Consider the following 19,854-nt stretch of genomic DNA (forward strand, 5'->3'; position numbering starts at 1 on the left):
GTACGGGTGGTGCCCAGGCCGTCTAGGCCGTGAGCCGGGCCAGGGTCGCGTCGATGCGGGCCAGCGAACGCTCCTTGCCCAGGATCTCCAGCGACTCGAAGAGCGGCAGGCCCACCGTGCGGCCGGTGACGGCGACACGGACCGGGGCCTGGGCCTTGCCGAGCTTGAGACCGTGGGTCTCGCCGGCGGTCAGCACGGCCTGCTTGAGGGACTCGGGGTCGCTCCAGTCGGCCGTCTCCAGGTTGGCGCGGGCGGTCGTCAGCAGGGCCGCGGGCTCGCCCTTCATCGCCTTGTCCCACGACGCCTGGTCCTCGACCGGCTCCTTGCGGAACAGGAAGTCGACGTTGGCGGTGATGTCGGACAGCACGGTCACCCGGGTCTGGGCGTACGGCGCGATGCGCTCCCAGGCCTCGGCGTCGAAGTCCTCGGGGGCCCAGTTGGCGTGCGGGGCCTCCAGCCACGGGGCGCAGGCGGCCGCGAAGGCCTTCGGGTCGAGCAGCCGGATGTGGTCGGCGTTGATCGACTCGGCCTTCTTGAGGTCGAAGCGCGCCGGGTTGGCGTTGACGTCCGGGATGTCGAACTTCGCGACCATCTCCTCGATCGAGAAGATGTCCTGGTCCTTGGAGAAGGACCAGCCCAGGAGCGAGAGGTAGTTCAGCAGGCCCTCGGGGAGGAAGCCGCGCTCGCGGTACAGGTTGAGCGAGGACTCCGGGTCGCGCTTGGAGAGCTTCTTGTTGCCCTCGCCCATGACGTACGGCAGGTGGCCGAACTCGGGGACGCGCTGCGCGACGCCCAGCTCGATCAGCGCCCGGTAGAGCGCGATCTGGCGCGGGGTGGAGGACAGCAGGTCCTCGCCGCGGAGCACGTGCGTGATCTCCATCAACGCGTCGTCGACCGGGTTGACCAGGGTGTACAGCGGGGCGCCGTTGGCCCGGACGATGCCGAAGTCCGGCACGTTCTCGGGGGCGACGGAGATCTCGCCGCGGACCAGGTCGGTGAAGGTGATCGTCTCGTCGGGCATCCGGAAGCGCACGATCGAGGTACGGCCCTCGGCCTCGTACGCGGCCACCTGCTCGGCGGTCAGCTCGCGGCAGTGGCCGTCGTAGCCGGACGGCTTGCCGGCCGCGCGGGCGGCGTCGCGGCGCGCGTCGAGCTCCTCGGTGGTGCAGTAGCAGTGGTAGGCGTGGCCGCCGTCCAGGAGCTTGCGCGCGACGTCCGCGTAGATGTCCATGCGCTGGGACTGGCGGTACGGGGCGTGCGGGCCGCCGACCTCGGGGCCCTCGTCCCAGGTGAAGCCGAGCCAGCGCAGCGAGTCGAGCAGTTGGCCGTAGGACTCCTCGGAGTCGCGGGCCGCGTCGGTGTCCTCGATGCGGAAGACGAACGTGCCGCCGTGGTGGCGGGCGAACGCCCAGTTGAAGAGAGCGGTCCGGACCAGGCCCACGTGGGGGTTGCCGGTCGGGGAGGGACAGAAACGTACGCGGACGTTCGCGTTAGCCACGCTTGATCACCTTGTTGGTGAGAGTGCCGATGCCTTCGATGGTGACGGCGACCTCGTCGCCGACGTTGAGGGGGCCGACTCCGGCCGGGGTCCCCGTGAGGATGACGTCGCCCGGGAGCAGCGTCATGGCCTCGGTGATGTGCACGACCAGGTCCTCGATGGAGCGGATCATGTCGCCGGTGCGGCCGAGCTGGCGTTGTTCGCCGTTCACGGTGCACTGGATGGTCAGGTCGGTCGGGTCCAGATCGGTCTCGATCCAGGGGCCGAGCGGGCAGGAGCTGTCGAAGCCCTTGGCCCGGGCCCACTGCTTCTCGCGCCGTTGGACGTCGCGCGCGGTGACGTCGTTGGCGCAGGTGTAGCCGAGGATCACGTCCTTGACGCGCTCCTTGGGGACCTCGCGGCACATGCGGCCGATCACCACGGCGAGCTCGGCCTCGTGGTGGAGTTCCTCGGAGAAGGAGGGGTACGTGATGGGGTCCCCCGAGCCGACCACCGAGGTGGAGGGCTTGAAGAAGGTGATGGGGGCTTCCGGGCGGCCGTCGGCGTCCACGAGGGAGTGGCCGAGCTCCGCCGCGTGCTCCGCGTAGTTGCGGCCGATGGCCACGACCTTGTTGGGGAGCACGGGCGGCAGCAAGCGGACCTTGGCGAGCGGGACCTTGACCCCGGAGAGCTCGAAGTCCGCGAACGGGATGCCCTTGATGATGTCGAGGACGAGCGTCGCTTCGTCGCCGGGGGCGGTGCTGCCCTCGACCGCGCCGAACGCGACGTTTCCATCGATCGAGAACCTGGCGATGCGCACGTGCTGCGTCTGCCCCTCTGTCTGCCGGCCTGCTGGAGTCTGCGGACTCCAGGCTAACGCGGCAGGCAGCGGGGCTCCGCTTCCTTGTCCACGACCACCGCGCGGCGACTACTGCGCGGCGGCGACCGGCGCGTCCATCAGGATCGTGCGCCGCGGGTTCGCGGTCTGGGCCGGAAGCTCGACGGCGTGCTCCGCGACCGGCGGCACCTGGAGCTCCTCGGCGTCCTTGAGGTGCGCGAGGGTGGTGCGGCGGGGGTTGGCTATGTTGCGGATCAGCATCGTCGTCTTCATCGGAGTTCGGGGCCTCGGCTCGCTCGTCGGGTGATGGTTGTCGGATGCGCCAACCCTGGCGCCAACCCTGCAAAGGGAAAGGCTAAACATCTGAATCCCCGGCTGAACCGGGAAGTAATGGCCACAGCTATGTGAGTTTGCTCACCCATGACCCGGCATTACGGGCATAACGGGCAGTCAATTCCACTTCGCGAAACGGACATTGCGCCACTGAATGCGGCATTCCGCTCCTGATCATGAGGACTGGGACACCTTGCCGGCCACGGTGTTTGGTCGGCGTAAGTCCGGTTTTTCCCGGTACCGGTACCACATGGAGTAGCGCTCCCCTCACGTGCCGTGACCGGCTCGCCGACCCGACGCGCGCACCTTGTTGGAGATCCTCCACTGTGCTGGAATTCGCGGGACCGCCGCGGGAATCAGCCGGCGCGCAGGTGGCGCGACTCAGCGCCGAGCGCGGCGGCAAGGAGAGGGAGACGCGCCGGTCACCGACGACCACCATGGGGCCGTCTGTGCCCCACGACTCGACACCGTCCCACCGGTCACCCGGCGGGACGCCTGGTCCAGAGGTTGCGACGCTAGTGCAGGGACGATTCAAGAGGGATGGCAGCGCTGCGGCGGAGCAGGAGCCGCGCGGCGGGACCGACCGTGGCTCCTCGCCCCAGCACGCCCAGAACCGCGGGCCGGCTGTCGAGGGTGCGAGCTCCGACGCCTCCGCCACGGTGAAGGCGAAGGGTCGTGCGAAGCCCAAGGGCTTGGCCAAGGCGAAGGGCAAGAGCGAGTCCGCCGCCGGGCAGGACGTGGCGATACCGAAGACCCCCACGGGGTCCGTTTCCCGCCTCGCCATGCAGAACTGGCGCATCAGCACGCGACTCGTGTCGCTGCTGACCCTGCCGGTCGTCGCCGCCACCACGCTCGGTGGCTTCCGCATCAACGACTCGCTGAACGACATCGCGCAGCTCGACCACATGCAGCTGCTGACGACCATGACCCGGCAGGCCACCAACCTGGCCGCCATGCTCCAGGAGGAGCGGGACAAGTCGGCGGGTCCGCTGTCGGTCGCCGCCAAGGACCCCGCCAAGGTCGGCACCGCCAAGCCCAACTCGCTCGTCCAGGGTGTCCGTGACCAGACCGACGCCGCCGCCGAGGCCTTCGCCGCGGCGACCGACAAGGTCAGCCTCACGGAGGACAAGGACGAGACCCTCAAGTCGATCCGCAACAACATCCTGCAGATCGGCCGCCAGCTCACCGGCATCGAGGACATCCGCAAGAAGGCGTACGACAACGGCGCCCAGCAGACCGTCACCGAGTACAACGCGCTGATCGTCTCGCTCCTGTCCCTCTCGCAGGACATGGCCCAGGCCACGTCCAACCCCGAGATGATCAAGCGCACGCGCGCCCTGGCCTCCTTCTCCTCGGCCAAGGAGTACGCCTCGATCCAGCGCGCGATCATCGCCGCGTCGCTCCCCGAGAGCGGGGCCACGACCGGCACGCTCAAGGAGAACGACCGCCTGTACGCGCTCTCCGCGCTCCGCGGCGAGAGCCAGTCGAAGAAGACCTTCGAACTCGTCTACCAGGGCCGGTCCGAGGATCTCACCGCGTCCCTCGGCGACGGCAACTCGGAGATCAGCAAGGCGGACCACTACACCCGCCGTGTGCTGTCCGCCGAGGGGCAGTTCGCCAAGGAGCAGCAGTTCCGGTCCTGGATGGACTGGTACGACACCGACGGCATCAAGCTCCAGGCCATGAAGACCATCGAGCTGTCGCTCCTGGAGGACATGGAGCAGAAGGCCCGCGAGCTCAGGAACGAGTCGCAGCAGGACGCCATCATCAACGGTGCCCTGATCCTCCTCGTCCTCGGTGTCTCCCTCGTCGGCGCCTTCGTCATGGCCCGGTCCATGATCCGGTCGCTGCGGCGTCTGCAGGACACCGCCACCAGGGTCGCCCAGGACCGACTGCCCGAGCTCGTCAAGCAGCTCTCCGAGTCCGACCCGCAGGACGTGGACACGTCCGTGGAGTCGGTCGGTCTGCACACCCGCGACGAGATCGGCCAGGTGGCCGCGGCCTTCGACGACGTGCACCGCGAGGCCGTCCGCCTCGCCGCCGAGCAGGCCCTCCTCCGGGGCAACGTCAACGCGATGTTCACCAACCTCTCGCGCCGCTCGCAGGGCCTCATCCAGCGTCAGCTCTCGCTCATCTCCGAGCTGGAGTCCCGCGAGGCCGACCCGGACCAGCTCTCCTCGCTCTTCAAGCTCGACCACCTCGCGACCCGCATGCGCCGTAACGGCGAAAACCTCCTCGTCCTCGCGGGCGAGGAGCCGGGCCGTCGGTGGACCCGCCCCGTCCCGCTCGTCGACGTGCTCCGCGCCGCGGCGTCCGAGGTGGAGCAGTACGAGCGCATCGAACTCTCGTCGGTGCCCGGCACCGACGTCGCGGGCCGCGTCGTCAACGACCTCGTGCACCTCCTCGCCGAGCTGCTGGAGAACGCCACGTCGTTCTCCTCCCCGCAGACGAAGGTCAAGGTCACCGGTCACGCGCTGCCCGACGGCCGGGTGCTGGTCGAGATCCACGACACCGGCATCGGCCTCTCCCCCGAGGACCTCGCCGCGATCAACGAGCGGCTCGCGTCGCCGCCGACCGTGGACGTCTCCGTCTCCCGCCGCATGGGTCTGTTCGTGGTCGGCCGCCTGTCCCTGCGACACGGCATCCGCATCCAGCTGCGTCCCTCCGACTCGGGTGGTACGACGGCCCTCGTCATGCTGCCGGTCGACGTCGCCCAGGGCGGCAAGAAGCCGACCCCGATGCCCGGTCAGGGCGGCCCCGGGGGCTCCGGCGCCCAGGGTGGTCCGCAGGGCGGCCCCGGCGGCCAGGGTTCCGTTCCCGGTGGGAACGCCCGTCCCCCGGTGGGCGCCGGCCAGCAGCGCGGCCAGGTCTCCGGCAGCGGGCAGCGTCCCGCCCTGCCGGGGCGTGACGGCTCCGCCGGTCAGGGTCCCCAGCAACAGCGTGCGCAGGGTCCGGGTCAGGCGCCGCAGGGCGGCCCCGGTACCCGTCCGCAGCAGGGCGGGCCGTCGGCCCGTCCGCAGGCCGGCCCCGGCGCGCCGAACGGCCAGGCCGGTGCCTTCGGCGGCCCCGCCCCGCTGCCCGGGCGTACGCCCGGCGCCACGACCGGTGGCCTTCAGGGTCGTCCGGGTCAGACCCCCTCCGCCTTCCCGCAGGGCAACGGGTTCGAGCGTCCGCAGCCGCCGCAGCCCCAGCAGGCTCCGCAGCAGCAGGAGCGCCAACAGTCCGCCGCCCCGGCGCCGGCCCAGCGCAAGCGGCCGCAGTTGCCGCCGCGCGGGGGCGCGCCGCGTCCGGAGCTCCCGGGCGCCGGCGCCGGCACGTCTCCCACCGGGATCCCGCAGGGCACCAGTTGGGGTGCCGGTCAGGGTGGCCAGGACGTCCCGCGCGGTCACGACGAGCTCTCGGGCCCCGGCGCGACGGCCGAGTTCGCCCGCCCGGACTACAACGCCCCCCTCCCGCAGGCCACCGGCGCCAACCCCGCCAACAGCACCACCGGCCAGTTCGAGCGTCCCGACGTGCGCGGTCCCCTGGACCCCTCCACCACCGGGCAGTTCGAGCGTCCGGAGCCGCGCGGGCCCGCCGACCTCGCCGGTCCGGCCTCGACCACGGGCCAGTTCGACCGCCCGGACTTCCAGGCGCCGCGCGGCGGCGGCCCCGGGGTGGGCGGCTACAGCCGCCGGCACCAGGCCCCGCAGCAGGACGCCGGTTACCCGGCCGCCCCCTCGCCGGTACCCGCTCCGCGTCCGGAGGCGCCGAGCCTGCCGCAGGCTCCGCAGCCGGAGGCCCTGCCGCCGGCCCGGAACCAGGGTGAGGGCCGCAGCCCGATCTTCGACACGCTGGAGTCGAACTGGTTCCGTCAGGAGGGCGAGCAGCCCGCCGAGCAGGGACCGGCCGTACCCCGGCAGCCGCAGCAGAGCGCCTCGTCCGCGCCGGCTCCGCAGCGCACGCAGCCCCAGCTGCCGCAGCGGGGCCAGGAGCCGGCGGCCGACGCCGCCGCGACCGGCGCCATGCCGACCGTCAGCTGGCGTTCGTCGCCGAACGACGAGCTGATGCGACAGGCCGAGCGCGTGCGCCAGCCCGCCGCGGGCGGCATCACCACCTCGGGGCTGCCCCGTCGCGTACCGCGAGCGAACCTCGTGGCCGGCACGGCGCAGCAGCAGGCCGAAGCACAGGCAGGCCCGCAGGTATCGCGTGCCCCGGACGATGTCCGAGGCCGTCTCACCAACCTCCGCCGCGGTATCCAGCAGGGGCGTCAGGCCGGCACCACCGGCCCCGCGACCGGCAGTTACCACGTCGACCCCACTTACCAGCAGGAGCGATAGTTGAGTTCGATGAGCCAGGCGGCACAGAACCTGAACTGGTTGATCACCAACTTCGTGGACAACACCCCTGGGGTGTCCCACACCGTGGTGGTCTCCGCCGACGGACTCCTTCTGGCGATGTCGGAAGGTTTCCCGCGTGACCGCGCCGATCAGTTGGCGGCCGTGGCCTCCGGTCTGACGTCGCTGACCGCCGGTGCCTCCCGCATCTTCGAGGGTGGCGCCGTCAACCAGACGGTCGTGGAGATGGACAGGGGATTCCTCTTCCTCATGTCCGTGTCCGACGGATCCTCGCTGGCCGTTCTCGCGCACCCCGAGTGCGACATCGGCCTCGTGGGCTACGAAATGGCCCTCCTCGTGGACCGCGCCGGAAGTGTCCTCACCCCGGACCTGCGCGCGGAGCTGCAGGGAAGCCTGCTCATCTGACTGCCAGACTCCCGGTCGGACGGTACTTCCGGCCGGGAGCCCGGGGCTCGCGCCCCGGAAATCCAGTACCCCCGACAGGCCGTCATCACGTCCCCCCACCGGCCGCCCTGTCAGACGGCACGCTGACCACTGCTGTCCAGCCCGGAGGATCAATGACCCCGCCCCCCGCCTACCCCGATGCGTACGGAGATTCGTACTCGGAAGGCGACCAGCCGCTGGTACGTCCGTACGCGATGACCGGTGGCCGGACCCGGCCGCGCTACCAGCTCGCCATCGAGGCGCTGGTCAGCACCACGGCCGACCCGATGCACCTTTCCGGCCTGCTGCCGGAGCACCAGCGCATCTGCACGCTGTGCCGCGAGGTGAAGTCGGTCGCGGAGGTCTCCGCACTTCTGTCGATGCCGCTCGGTGTCGCCCGGATCCTCGTCGCCGACCTGGCGGAGGCCGGAATGGTGGCCATCCACCAGCCAGGCAATGGAGAGGCCGGCGGAACGCCGGATGTAACGCTGCTCGAGAGGGTTCTCAGTGGACTTCGCAAGCTCTGACGGTGGAGCGGCTCCTCGCTCCACCACCTCCGCGAAGATCGTGGTGGCCGGCGGCTTCGGCGTGGGCAAGACCACGTTCGTCGGCGCGGTCTCCGAGATCAACCCGCTGCGCACCGAGGCCGTCATGACGTCCGCGAGCGCGGGCATCGACGATCTGACCCACACCGGGGACAAGACGACCACCACGGTCGCCATGGACTTCGGCCGCATCACCCTGGACCAGGACCTGATCCTGTACCTCTTCGGTACGCCGGGCCAGGACCGCTTCTGGTTCATGTGGGACGACCTCGTGCGGGGCGCCATCGGCGCGATCGTCCTGGTCGACACCCGCCGGCTCGCGGACTGTTTCCCCGCCGTCGACTACTTCGAGAACAGCGGTCTGCCGTTCGTCGTGGCGCTCAACGGCTTCGAGGGGCACCAGCCGTACACCCCGGAGGAGGTCCGCGAGGCCCTCCAGATCGGTCCGGACGCGCCCATCATCACCACCGACGCCCGCCACCGCGCGGACGCCAAGAGCGCGCTCATCACGCTCGTCGAGCACGCGCTGATGGCACGGCTCAAGTAGCACGGAAATCATGGCCGCGTGTGAGGGCGGGTTGTGTCATACGACACGGCCCGCCCTTCTCGTTCATAACGTTTCGACAGAGAATTGAGGCCGGCCGGGCACAGGGTGCGGTCGCTCGGTGCCGCTGTGCTCACAACCGGCCCATCTTTTGCCGCCCCTCGCTCTTTATGTCCGATTTATGTGGGACATAAGGCTCTGGGAATGGCTGATTTCAACTGTTTGGAACACGGCCGTTAACCGTGCTGGAATTCAACGAACTAGCTAGTAGCACCGCCGAGAGGTTGTTGGTCGAGTGAGGCGAAGCAACTCGAGCCCCGCGGATGAACCCGCGCGCGGCAACTTCACCCCGCCGCCGCGAGCGGCCGCGTCGCCCGTCGACGTGCCCGTTGACCCACCCGCGAGCAGCGGCAGCACCAGCAGGTTCTCGCCCCGCAACTGGCGCGTGCCGACCCGTCTGAACGCCATCCTCCTCGTGCCCGTCCTCGTCGGACTGGTCATGGGCGGCTTCCAGGTGAAGGGTTCGGTCGACAGTTGGAACGAGGCCAAGGACGCGGAGAAGACCGCCCGCATCGTCCAGGCGGCCTCCGAATACGGCGAGGCGCTCCTCGACGAGCGTGACCTGACCGCCCAGCCGCTGCTGCGCGGCGACCGCGGCAGCGAGATCGTCACGAAGGCGTACGCGGCCACGGACGCGGCGAAGGCCAAGTTCGCGGACGCGGCGAAGGACCTCCCGAAGAACCAGGGCATGGAACGACGCCTGGAACTCTTCCGCCAGGAGGAGCCCAAGCTGGACCAGGTCCGCAAGACGGCCTACCTGGCGGCTCCCGAGTCGGCGAAGAAGAACCTCCCCAACGCGCTGGGCCCCATCCCCACCGAAGAGGGGTACGTGCTGGTCCAGCACTACCTGATGCAGTTCTCCAACGAGCTCGGCCTGGGCACCGGCAACGTGACCAGCTACGGCCGCATGGTCTACGCGATCGAGCTGGCCAAGGCCGCGAACTCGCTCCAGCGCTCCGTCGGCACCCACCTGCTGGTCCGGCCGAGCGAGAGCGAGGACATCCGCAAGTCCCAGCTCGTCGCCTTCTCCTCGTACGCCTACCTCGAAGAGATCGCCATCGGCGAGTACGTCGCGGCCGGCACCGACGCGGACACCAACCGCCTGCGCGACGTCATGGGTCAGAAGTCCCAGGAGGGCGCGCAGAAGCTCGCCGCGGCCAAGCAGGCCGCCGAGCAGGCGGGCACCACCTTCAAGACCCCGCCCGTGGTCAACGGCTCCGTGCTCACCGGAATGACCGAGGCGATAGCCTCGGGCGAGAAGAACACGCGTCTCGCCCAGAACGGCACCACGGCCCAGGCCTGGCAGGCCGCCGCCACCGCCAAGTTCGACGGCTACGCCGAGATCGAGAAGGAACTCCTCGACAAGGCCGTGCAGGACGCGGTCGCGGTCTCCGACGAGTCCCGCAACGACGCGATCCTCACCGGCGCCATCGTGGTCGTGGCCCTGCTCGCCGCCTTCATCCTGGCCGGCATGATGGCCCGCCAGATGGGCCGGGCCATGCGCCAGCTGCGCACCGCCGCCTTCGACGTCGCCGAGCAGCGCCTGCCGATGCTCGTCGACCAGTTGTCGCGCACCGATCCGGGCAAGGTCGACACCCGGGTGCTGCCGATCCCGATCGACTCCCAGGACGAGATCGGCGAGGTCGCCCGCGCCTTCGACCAGGTCCACCGGGAAGCGGTCCGGCTCGCCGCGGAGCAGGCGCTCCTGCGAGGGAACGTCAACGCGATCTTCACGAACCTCTCCATGCGCAACCAGTCGTTGATCGAGGGCCAGTTGACCCTCATCACCGACCTGGAGAACAACGAGGCCGACCCGGACCAGTTGGAGAACCTCTTCCGCCTGGACCACCTGGCCACCCGCATGCGCCGCAACGGCGAGAACCTCCTCATCCTCGCGGGCGAGGAACCGGGCCGCCGCTGGGACCAGCCGGTCCCGCTGGTCGACGTGCTGCGCGCCGCCTCCTCCGAGGTGGAGCAGTACGAGCGCATCGAGCTGTCGGGCGTCTCGGAGGCCGAGATCCACGGCCAGGCCGTGACCGACCTCGTGCACCTGCTCGCCGAGCTGCTGGAGAACGCCACCACGTTCTCCTCCCCGCAGACCAAGGTCCGTGTCAACGCCACGCGTCTGCCCGACGGCCGCGTCATGATCGAGATCCACGACAAGGGCATCGGCCTCACCGCCGAGGACTTCGCGGACATCAACCACAAGCTGGCCAACCCGCCGACCGTGGACGCCGCGATCTCGCAGCGCATGGGTCTGTTCGTGGTCGGCCGGCTGGCGGACCGCCACAGCATCCGCGTCCAGTTGCGCCCCTCGGGCGAGGCGGCCGGCACCACCTCGCTGGTCATGCTCCCCGACGCCATCACCCACGGTGGCGGTGGCGAGGGCGTACCGGACGACGACTTCACGGTCTCGCAGATCATCCCGGAGCAGCAGGCCCTGCAGGCGCCGAAGATGCGCACGGCGGCCGAGCTCGGCTTCGACGACTCCCGCTACGACGCCCAGGGCGGCCAGGGGGCCGACGGACAGGGTGCCGACCCCGTGGGCCGGTCCCTGGGCCAGCAGGAGCGCCGGGCGGCGTTGGCCGCCCAGGTGGGCTACCCGCAGGACCAGCAGTACCCCGATCAGGCCGAGCAGTCCTCCCAGGACTATCCGGAACCCCAGCCTGAACACGGGTACCAGCCGTACCAGGGCTACGAGCAGCAGCCCGAGCCGGGCTACGCCCCGGGGTACGAGGGCGGGCCGTCCCAGCAGCCCCAGCAGTCCTACGAGGCCTACCCGCAACAGGGATATGCCTATCCGGAAGCCGAGTACCAGGACCAGCGGCAGGACGCCCCGTCGTACGGCGGCGGCTTCGAACCCCAGTCCCAGCAGGCGGAGTGGCCCGAGCAGAACACGTACTCGGGTGGCTACCAGCAGGACTACGGGACCGAATCGGAATCCACGCCCGCTCCCGAACCGGCCCCGGAACGCGTAGGCTTCGACCGTCCGGGCGCCGCCGCCGACACCGGTCACAAGATGACCGGAGCGGGCCTGCCGCGCCGCGGCAGCCAGCAGCAGTGGCAGCCGGCACAGCAGGAAGCGGAGTCCACCGGATCCCTCTTCGAGCAGCGGCCGCAGCGTCAGCAGCCCGCCGCCGCCCCGAAGGCGGACGAGGAAGGCCCTGAGGCCTGGCGCTCGAACAACGACGAGCGCTGGCAGCAGGCCGCCAAGCTTCGTGAGCCGAAGGCGGGCGGGGTCACCCCGTCCGGTCTCCCTCGGCGGGTACCCAAGGCCAACCTGGTCGAGGGTGCTGCGGAGACGACCCCGCAGGGCGGCCCCCAGGTCTCCCGCGCACCGGAGGACGTCCGTGGCAGGTTGAGCAACCTGCGACGCGGTGTCCAACAGGGACGCAGCGCGGGTTCCGAGCAGTCAAGTAACAGCTATGACCAGGAGCGTTAGTGTGAGCCCGATGAGCCAGGCGGCACAGAACCTGAACTGGTTGATCACCAACTTCGTGGACAACACCCCTGGGGTGTCCCACACCGTGGTGGTCTCCGCCGACGGACTCCTTCTGGCGATGTCCGACGGATTCCCGCGCGACCGCGCCGATCAGCTGGCGGCCGTGGCCTCCGGTCTGACGTCGCTGACCGCCGGAGCCTCCCGCATCTTCGAGGGTGGCGCGGTCAACCAGACGGTCGTGGAGATGGACAGGGGATTCCTTTTCCTCATGTCCGTGTCCGACGGATCCTCGCTCGCGGTGCTCGCGCACCCCGAGTGCGACATCGGCCTGGTGGGCTACGAAATGGCCCTTCTTGTGGACCGAGCAGGCAGTGTCCTCACCCCGGACCTGCGTGCGGAGCTGCAGGGAAGTCTGCTCAACTAGCAGACAGGCAGTGCGTTTCGCGTCATCGCACCATAGGGTGCGGTGGCGCGGTTCCACAGGGAGTACTGCGTTCTTGGAGTCGGAGGAGGAAACGTGACAACACCCGGAGGACATCCTTATGGCGGCGCGCAGCAGCCGCAGGGTGGGCACGACCAGAACCGCTTCAACTTCCCCTCTGCTCCCAGCCGGCCCGCGCCGGAGCACAACCCGTACCAGCAGCAGCCTTCGTACGGCCAGCCCCAGCAGCCCCAGCAGCCTTACCGGCCTTCGCAGCGGCCCTCGCGCTCCTCGCAGCCGCAGGCCCCGAAGGCGCACAACCCGCTGGTGCGTCCGTACGCCATGACCGGCGGCCGTACCCGGCCGCGCTACCAGCTCGCCATCGAGGCGCTGGTCAGCACCACGGCCGATCCCGCGCGGCTGCAAGGGCAGTTGCCCGAGCATCAGCGCATCTGCCGTCTGTGCCAGGAGATCAAATCCGTCGCGGAGATCTCGGCACTCCTCTCCATTCCTCTTGGTGTCGCCCGCATCCTCGTCGCCGACCTGGCGGAGGCGGGCCTTGTCGCCATTCACCAGCCCGGCGGCGACGAGTCTGCCGGCGGCCAGCCAGACGTGACACTGCTCGAAAGGGTGCTCAGTGGACTTCGCAAGCTCTAACGGCGGAGCGGCTCGCTCCACCACCTCCGCGAAGATCGTGGTGGCGGGCGGCTTCGGCGTGGGCAAGACCACGTTCGTCGGCGCGGTCTCCGAGATCAACCCGCTGCGCACCGAGGCCGTCATGACCAGCGCCTCCGCCGGAATCGACGACCTCACCCACACAGGTGACAAGACGACGACCACGGTCGCCATGGACTTCGGCCGCATCACCCTGGACCAGGACCTGATCCTGTACCTCTTCGGTACACCGGGCCAGGACCGCTTCTGGTTCATGTGGGACGACCTGGTACGCGGCGCGATCGGCGCCGTGGTGCTCGTGGACACTCGCCGGCTCGCGGACTGTTTCCCCGCCGTCGACTACTTCGAGAACAGCGGCCTGCCGTTCGTCATCGCCCTGAACGGCTTCGACGGACACCAGCCTTACACCCCGGAGGAAGTCCGCGAGGCCCTGCAGATCGGCCCGGACGCCCCGATCATCACCACGGACGCCCGCCACCGCGCGGACGCCAAGAGCGCACTCATCACGCTCGTCGAGCACGCGCTGATGGCACGCCTGCGCTAGCGGTTCCGCAGAACGCACGAGAAGGGCCCCTCACGCTCCGTCGGAGCGTCAGGGGCCCTTTTCCTTGTCGTCGCCGTCCGCGATCCCCACAGGAGCCGTACGCGAACTCCCCGCGGGCTTCCCGGATACGCGAGAGCGCCGGGGCGGGGCCCCGGCGCTCTCGGTGAACCGTGTGGTGTGCGGTGCTGACTAGCCGCGCCAGCTGTGCGGGGCGCGGAAGCCCGGGCTGCGCTCCAGACGGCGCCAGCCGGCCTGGGACCGGCCGGTGCGGGCGGAGGCCTCGGCGGGGGTGGCGGCGGCGCGGGCGAGCAGGATCGCGGTGATCGCGGCCAGCTCCTCGGGCGCGGCGTTGCCCTTCTCGACCTTCAGCAGGGTGTCGGCGGTGATGCTCATCGGTGGCAGGTCTCCTTCGTCTTACTGAGGCGGGTTGCCGTGCTTGCGCGACGGCAGGTCGGCGTGCTTGGTGCGGAGCATCGCGAGGGCGCTCACCAGCACCTCGCGGGTCTCGGCGGGGTCGATGACGTCGTCCACGAGGCCGCGTTCGGCCGCGTAGTACGGGTGCATCAGCTCGGCCTTGTACTCCTTGACCATCCGGGCACGCATGGCCTCGGGGTCCTCGGCATCGGAGATCTGCTTGCGGAAGATGACGTTGGCCGCGCCCTCCGCGCCCATGACGGCGATCTCGTTGGTGGGCCAGGCGTAGGTGAGGTCGGCGCCGATGGACTGGGAGTCCATGACGATGTAGGCGCCGCCGTAGGCCTTGCGCAGGATCAGCGAGATGCGCGGCACGGTGGCGTTGCAGTACGCGTAGAGCAGCTTGGCGCCGTGGCGGATGATGCCGCCGTGCTCCTGGTCGACGCCCGGCAGGAAGCCGGGGACGTCCAGCAGCGTGACGATCGGGATGTTGAAGGCGTCGCAGAGCTGGACGAAGCGCGCGGCCTTCTCGGACGCGTGGATGTCCAGGACGCCGGCGAGGTGACCGGGCTGGTTGGCGACGATGCCGACGACCTGGCCGTCCAGCCGGGCGAGGGCGCAGATGATGTTGCGGGCCCAGCGCTCGTGGATCTCCAGGACGTCGCCGTCGTCGACGAGTTCCTCGATGACCTTGAGCATGTCGTACGGGCGGTTGCCGTCGGCGGGGACCAGGTCCAGGAGCACGTCGGAGCGGCGGTCGCGGGGGTCGTCGGTCTGGTGGACCGGCGGGTTCTCGCGGTTGTTGGAGGGGAGCATCGTGATGAGGTAGCGGACCTCGGAGATGCAGGTCTCCTCGTCGTCGTACGCGAAGTGCGCGACGCCCGAGGTCTCGGCGTGGACGTCGGCGCCGCCGAGGCCGTTCTGGGTGATCTCCTCGCCGGTCACCGCGCGGACCACGTCCGGGCCGGTGATGAACATCTGCGAGGTGTCCCGGACCATGAACACGAAGTCGGTGAGGGCCGGGGAGTACGCGGCGCCGCCGGCGCAGGGGCCGAGCATGACCGAGATCTGCGGGATGACGCCCGAGGCCTTGGTGTTGCGCTGGAAGATGCCGCCGTAGCCGGCGAGCGCGGAGACGCCCTCCTGGATACGGGCACCCGCGCCGTCGTTGAGGGAGACCAGCGGCGCACCGGCCGCGATGGCCATGTCCATGATCTTGTGGATCTTCGTGGCGTGGGCCTCGCCCAGCGCGCCGCCGAAGATCCGGAAGTCGTGCGCGTAGACGAAGACCGTACGGCCCTCGACCGTGCCCCAACCGGTGATCACACCGTCGGTGTAGGGCTTCTTCGCCTCCAGGCCGAAGCCGGTGGCGCGGTGCCGGCGGAGCTGTTCGACCTCCTTGAAGGAACCCTCGTCGAGCAGCAGAGCGATGCGCTCACGGGCGGTCAGCTTGCCCTTGGCGTGCTGCGCCTCGGTGGCGCGGTCGCTCGGGCCGCGGCGGGCCTCGTCGCGCAGGGAGTGCAGCTCGGCCACGCGCCCGCGGGCGTCCGTCGGCTCGCTCGGGGTCTGGTCCACAACGGTCATGTACCGACCTTACGAAGTGACGGGGTGAAAACCCTCCGTTGGTTCCGCACAGTCTCCGGCGTCATCCGCTGTGAGGCCCGGACAGAACCGGTGAACGATGCAAGGACTCCACCAGCCGGGGCGGCGAGCCTTTGTGGGGATTCCACAAAATCGGATGACAAGGCTCCGGGAAGTTGAAATTTGAACGGAATGGGCTTAGCGTCAATCTCGTTGAAAGTTAAACGACTGGGTGCGGAGGTCCGCACCCCCGCCAAGGAGGAAGTCATGGGTCTCTTCACCCGCCGCAGCCAGGACACCACCACCGCATCCTCGGTCGCCACCCTCCCGGTGGACCCCGCGCTCGCCGCCCTCACCGGTGACTACGTCATCGACCCCGCGCACAGCAGCATCGGCTTCACCGTCCGGCACGCGATGGTCACCAACGTCCGCGGCTCCTTCGCCGACCACGAGGGCGGCCTGCACCTGGACGGCGCCGACCCCTCCCGCTCCACCGCCTCCATCGACGTGAAGATCGCCTCCGTCGACACCGGCAGCGCCGACCGCGACGGCCACCTGCGCGGCGGCGACTTCTTCGACGCCGACACCTTCCCGCTGATGACGTTCCGGTCCACCGGCGCGGCCCAGTTGGGCGGGGACACGTACCGGATCACCGGCGACCTGACGATCAAGGACGTCACGCGTCCGCTCTCCATCGACCTGGAGTTCAACGGTTCCGCCACCGACGTCTACGGCAACGAGCGCGTCGGCTTCGAGGGCTCCGCCGAGATCCTGCGCTCCGACTGGGGCCTGACCTGGAACGCCGCCCTGGAGACCGGCGGCGTGATGGTCAGCGACAAGGTCAAGCTGACCTTCGACATCTCCGCCATCAAGCAGGCCTGACCCCGCCCCCGCAAGGGAACGGACGCGCGGGTCCGGGGGCGACTAGAAGCCGCCCCCGCCGTCGAAGCCTCCGCCTCCGTCGAATCCGCCACCGCCGCCGAAGTCCCCGCCCCCGAAGTCGGACGGGTTGAAGTCGGCGCCGGAGACGTCTCCCCCGTCGTAGCCGCCGCCACCGCCGCCGAAGTCGGCGGCGTAGGCCGGGGTCGACATCATCGAGCCGAGCATCGTGCCCATCAGCAGGCCCGGCAGCATGCCGCCGCCGAAGTACCCGCCGGCCCAGGGACCGTACGCCGGGCCCGCGTCGTAGTAGGGGCGCGGCCCGCGCTCCGTGTCGACGGTGCGGACCGCCGGGTCCAGACCGTCGCGCAGCCGGACGGCGTCCGCCTCGCAGACCGGCACGGTACGGGCCGTCCCGCCCGCCGGGGCCCAGTTCGCGTCCTGCGTGCTCGGCCCGTGGCGCGGGTCGAAGAAACAGGGCGAGCGGCGCTCGGGCACCGGCCCGCCCTGCCGGCGCGCGTCCAGGCAGGCGAGCGCGTACCGCCCGTCCTCCAGCGCCTGGGTCACTCCCTGCACCTCGTCGGGGCGCTGGACCGAGGCCATGATCTGCTTGGCCTTCTCGTAGGAGTCCAGGCCCTGTTCGTAGTCCTTGCGCATCGCGTCGTCCGCACCGGGCTCGCCGGGGTGGAAGTCGAGCCGCTCCAGCTCCTCGCCGAAGGCCGTGATGTCCTCGTCGACGACCACGCCGAGGCGGGCGATGGCCTCGCGCCGCTCCTCTTCCTTCCGCTTCCGGTTGCGTCGGACCAGCGCGTAGGCGCCGCCACCGCCGACCACGGCCACCACACCGAGGGTGATCAGCCCGCCGACGGGTGCGCCGTCGTCCGCGGCCGCGCCGCCCCAGGAGGCGGGGGCGTTCCCCTTGACCTGGGTGAGGGCCTGGTCGACGAAGTCGTTCAGCTGGGTGTTCGCGTCCACCGGGCCGCCGACCTTCACGGACGAGGTGAGGTTCTGGACGGCGTTCCTCGGCATCACCCTGGGGTCGGCGCCGGCGTCGAAGCCCTCGCCGAGCCGGACCGCGTAGAGCCCCGTGATCCCCGTCTGGGCACGGACGGCGGCGAGCAGACCCCGCTCGGGGAACGTCTCGCCGGCGGGGAGGACGGCGACGAAGACCGGTTTGCCGGCGTCCTCGATCTTCTTCGTGAGGGCGTCCGCCTGCGCCTGCGAGAGCTGGGCCCGCGCGCCGGGATCGACGTAGACCGGGCCCTTCTTGAGGGCCTCCCCGACGGCACTGACCCCGGTGGCGGCCGACGCCTGCGGGGCGACCACGAGGGCCGTCGCGGACAGGGCCAGCAGCAGACCGGAAAACACGGAAACGAGCCTGGTCCTCATGGTCACGACGCTACCCGAATCGCCCCTTTTCCGTGTAAGCGCGGCATAAGCGCAGGCCGTGCGTGCCATCGCCGCTCGGGGTCCGGCCGGTCCGGACGCCGAGCGGCGGGCGGGTGCTACTCGGCCGGTTCGATGCCCGCGCGCAGCAGGCCGTACGTGAAGGCGTCCTCCAGGGCCTGCCAGGACGCGGCGATGACGTTCGTGCCGACGCCGACCGTGGACCACTCGCCGGCGCCGTCCGTCGTGGCGATCAGCACGCGCGTGGTGGAGTCGGTGCCGTGCTTGCCCTCCAGGATGCGGACCTTGTAGTCGATCAGCTCGAACTTGGCGAGCTGCGGGTAGAACGGCTCCAGCGCCACCCGAAGGGCCCGGTCCAGCGCGTTGACGGGGCCGTTGCCCTCCGCCGTCGCGACGATCCGCTCGCCCTTGGCCCACAGTTTGACCGTGGCCTCGTTGGCGTGGGTGCCGTCGGGGCGGTCCTCGACGATCGCCCGCCAGGACTCGATCCGGAAGTACCTGCGCGCCCGGCCCTCGGCCTCGGCCCGCAGCAGCAGCTCGAAGGAGGCGTCGGCGGCCTCGTAGGTGTAGCCCTGGAGCTCCCGTTCCTTGACCCGCTCCACGACCCGGGAGATCAGCGCGCGGTCGCCGCCGAGGTCGACGCCGAGTTCCTTGCCCTTGAGCTCGATGGAGGCGCGGCCGGCCATGTCGGAGACCAGCATCCGCATGGTGTTGCCGACCCGCTCAGGGTCGATGTGCTGGTAGAGGTCGGGGTCGACCTTGATGGCCGAGGCGTGCAGGCCGGCCTTGTGCGCGAAGGCCGAGACGCCGACGTACGGCTGGTGCGTGGACGGGGTGAGGTTGACGACCTCGGCGATGGCGTGGGAGATCCGGGTCATCTCGGCGAGCGCGCCCGCGGGGAGCACCGTGCGCCCGTACTTGATCTCCAGGGCGCCGACGACCGGGAAGAGGTTGGCGTTGCCGACGCGCTCGCCGTAGCCGTTGGCGGTGCACTGGACGTGGGTGGCGCCCGCGTCGACGGCGGCCAGGGTGTTGGCGACGGCGCAGCCGGTGTCGTCCTGGGCGTGGATGCCCAGGCGGGCCCCGGTGTCGGCGAGGACGGTCGCGACGGTGGCGGACACCTGCGCGGGCAGCATGCCTCCGTTGGTGTCGCAGAGGATGACGACGTCCGCGCCGGCCTCGTGGGCGGTGCGGACGACCGCCTTGGCGTACTCGGGGTTGGCGCGGTAGCCGTCGAAGAAGTGCTCGCAGTCGACGAAGACCCGGCGCCCCTGCTCGACGAGGTGGGAGACCGTGTCCCGGACCATCTCCAGGTTCTCGTCGAGGGTGGTGCGCAGCGCGAGCTCGACGTGCCGGTCGTGGGACTTGGCGACCAGGGTGATCACGGGGGCGCCGGACTCCAGCAGGGCCCGCACCTGGGGGTCCGCGGCGGCGGAGCCGCCGGCCCGGCGGGTGGCGCCGAAGGCCACGAGGCGGGCGTGTCTGAAGTCGATCTCGGCACGTGCGCGGGCGAAGAACTCGGTGTCGCGGGGGTTGGCGCCGGGCCAGCCGCCCTCGATGAAGCCCACTCCGAAGTCGTCCAGGTGCCGCGCGATGGTCAGCTTGTCCGCGACCGTGAGGTTGATGCCCTCACGCTGGGCGCCGTCGCGCAGGGTCGTGTCGAAGACGTGGAAGCTGTCGTCGGGGCCCGCCGGCGCAGTCGGCTCGGTCGCCTCTGTCGTCGTCATGCTGGTCTGACTCCTGTCGGATGAGTGGTTCCGGAGACCGGGGATCCACTGCCCCCATCATCGCGCGCCGCCCGCTCCCGGCAGGAATGGAGCCGGGAAACGAAAAGACCCCTCGCGGGTGCGAGAGGTCTGCGCGCGGGTCTGAGGCACTGTGGCCGCTGCCCCATGGGTTCTCCACGGCTCAACGGTCACTGCGGACCGGCGCGC

General features: G+C 70.3%; 16 protein-coding genes. 9 read left to right on the top strand and 7 right to left on the bottom strand.

What is annotated here, in order from left to right; genetic code table 11:
- Window positions 1-22: 22 nt before the first annotated feature.
- From gltX to ACFYW3_RS20890, 3 genes are all read right to left on the bottom strand, one after another.
- A complete protein-coding gene (gene gltX / locus ACFYW3_RS20880) occupies window positions 23-1,498 on the bottom strand; it encodes a glutamate--tRNA ligase (RefSeq protein ID WP_351750475.1) in 1,476 nt (491 codons plus the stop codon).
- On the bottom strand, window positions 1,491-2,297 hold the full coding sequence (locus ACFYW3_RS20885; protein ID WP_351750477.1) for a fumarylacetoacetate hydrolase family protein: 807 nt from the start codon (window positions 2,295-2,297) through the stop codon (window positions 1,491-1,493). The genes gltX and ACFYW3_RS20885 overlap by 8 nt, the downstream gene beginning before the upstream one ends.
- Before the next feature lie 108 nt (window positions 2,298-2,405).
- On the bottom strand, window positions 2,406-2,588 hold the full coding sequence (locus ACFYW3_RS20890) for a hypothetical protein (protein ID WP_053675056.1): 183 nt from the start codon (window positions 2,586-2,588) through the stop codon (window positions 2,406-2,408).
- Between the two features lie 578 nt (window positions 2,589-3,166).
- On the opposite strand from ACFYW3_RS20890, the gene ACFYW3_RS20895 reads away from it, so the two are divergent.
- The 8 genes from ACFYW3_RS20895 to ACFYW3_RS20930 all read left to right on the top strand — a co-directional run bounded on the left by ACFYW3_RS20895 (window position 3,167) and on the right by ACFYW3_RS20930 (window position 13,639).
- Complete coding sequence (locus ACFYW3_RS20895) at window positions 3,167-6,967, top strand: nitrate- and nitrite sensing domain-containing protein (protein ID WP_389386960.1); 3,801 nt, start codon at window positions 3,167-3,169, stop codon at window positions 6,965-6,967.
- A gap of 9 nt (window positions 6,968-6,976) precedes the next feature.
- Window positions 6,977-7,390 carry a roadblock/LC7 domain-containing protein gene (locus ACFYW3_RS20900; protein WP_008739864.1) on the top strand — a complete coding sequence of 138 codons (414 nt, stop codon included), beginning with the start codon at window positions 6,977-6,979 and terminating at the stop codon, window positions 7,388-7,390.
- Between the two features lie 152 nt (window positions 7,391-7,542).
- The gene (locus ACFYW3_RS20905) at window positions 7,543-7,935 is read left to right on the top strand and encodes a DUF742 domain-containing protein (RefSeq protein WP_007266775.1); all 393 of its coding nucleotides are present in this window, start codon (window positions 7,543-7,545) and stop codon (window positions 7,933-7,935) included.
- A complete protein-coding gene (locus tag ACFYW3_RS20910; protein WP_266573764.1) occupies window positions 7,916-8,500 on the top strand; it encodes an ATP/GTP-binding protein in 585 nt (194 codons plus the stop codon). Before ACFYW3_RS20905 ends, ACFYW3_RS20910 begins: the two co-directional genes overlap by 20 nt.
- A gap of 292 nt (window positions 8,501-8,792) precedes the next feature.
- A complete protein-coding gene (locus ACFYW3_RS20915; protein WP_351750480.1) occupies window positions 8,793-11,999 on the top strand; it encodes a nitrate- and nitrite sensing domain-containing protein in 3,207 nt (1,068 codons plus the stop codon).
- A gap of 10 nt (window positions 12,000-12,009) precedes the next feature.
- Window positions 12,010-12,423 carry a roadblock/LC7 domain-containing protein gene (locus tag ACFYW3_RS20920; RefSeq protein WP_030037347.1) on the top strand — a complete coding sequence of 138 codons (414 nt, stop codon included), beginning with the start codon at window positions 12,010-12,012 and terminating at the stop codon, window positions 12,421-12,423.
- Between the two features lie 93 nt (window positions 12,424-12,516).
- Complete coding sequence (locus ACFYW3_RS20925) at window positions 12,517-13,077, top strand: DUF742 domain-containing protein (RefSeq protein WP_351750482.1); 561 nt, start codon at window positions 12,517-12,519, stop codon at window positions 13,075-13,077.
- The gene (locus ACFYW3_RS20930) at window positions 13,058-13,639 is read left to right on the top strand and encodes an ATP/GTP-binding protein (RefSeq protein WP_037792108.1); all 582 of its coding nucleotides are present in this window, start codon (window positions 13,058-13,060) and stop codon (window positions 13,637-13,639) included. The genes ACFYW3_RS20925 and ACFYW3_RS20930 overlap by 20 nt, the downstream gene beginning before the upstream one ends.
- A 189-nt stretch (window positions 13,640-13,828) precedes the next feature.
- Here the strand turns inward: ACFYW3_RS20930 and ACFYW3_RS20935 are convergent, their stop codons facing one another.
- Both ACFYW3_RS20935 and ACFYW3_RS20940 read right to left on the bottom strand, forming a co-directional pair.
- Entirely contained in the window at window positions 13,829-14,032 is a 204-nt protein-coding gene (locus ACFYW3_RS20935) for an acyl-CoA carboxylase subunit epsilon (RefSeq protein WP_351750484.1), read from the bottom strand.
- Window positions 14,033-14,053: 21 nt separating this feature from the next.
- A complete protein-coding gene (locus ACFYW3_RS20940; protein ID WP_267803216.1) occupies window positions 14,054-15,637 on the bottom strand; it encodes an acyl-CoA carboxylase subunit beta in 1,584 nt (527 codons plus the stop codon).
- A 264-nt stretch (window positions 15,638-15,901) separates the two neighbouring features.
- Between ACFYW3_RS20940 and ACFYW3_RS20945 the strand changes: the two genes are divergently transcribed.
- Window positions 15,902-16,516 (top strand): YceI family protein, encoded by a 615-nt coding sequence (locus ACFYW3_RS20945; protein ID WP_389386961.1) that lies wholly within the window; start codon window positions 15,902-15,904, stop codon window positions 16,514-16,516.
- Window positions 16,517-16,558: 42 nt separating this feature from the next.
- Here ACFYW3_RS20945 and ACFYW3_RS20950 read toward each other — a convergent pair whose 3' ends face one another.
- Window positions 16,559-17,902 (bottom strand): hypothetical protein, encoded by a 1,344-nt coding sequence (locus ACFYW3_RS20950; RefSeq protein WP_389386962.1) that lies wholly within the window; start codon window positions 17,900-17,902, stop codon window positions 16,559-16,561.
- Window positions 17,903-18,018: 116 nt separating this feature from the next.
- Window positions 18,019-19,647 (bottom strand): citramalate synthase, encoded by a 1,629-nt coding sequence (gene cimA, locus ACFYW3_RS20955; RefSeq protein ID WP_351750489.1) that lies wholly within the window; start codon window positions 19,645-19,647, stop codon window positions 18,019-18,021.
- Window positions 19,648-19,854 lie beyond the last annotated feature (207 nt).

Source organism: Streptomyces sp. NPDC002602 (genome assembly GCF_042889445.1).
Classification (GTDB): Bacteria; Actinomycetota; Actinomycetes; order Streptomycetales; family Streptomycetaceae; genus Streptomyces.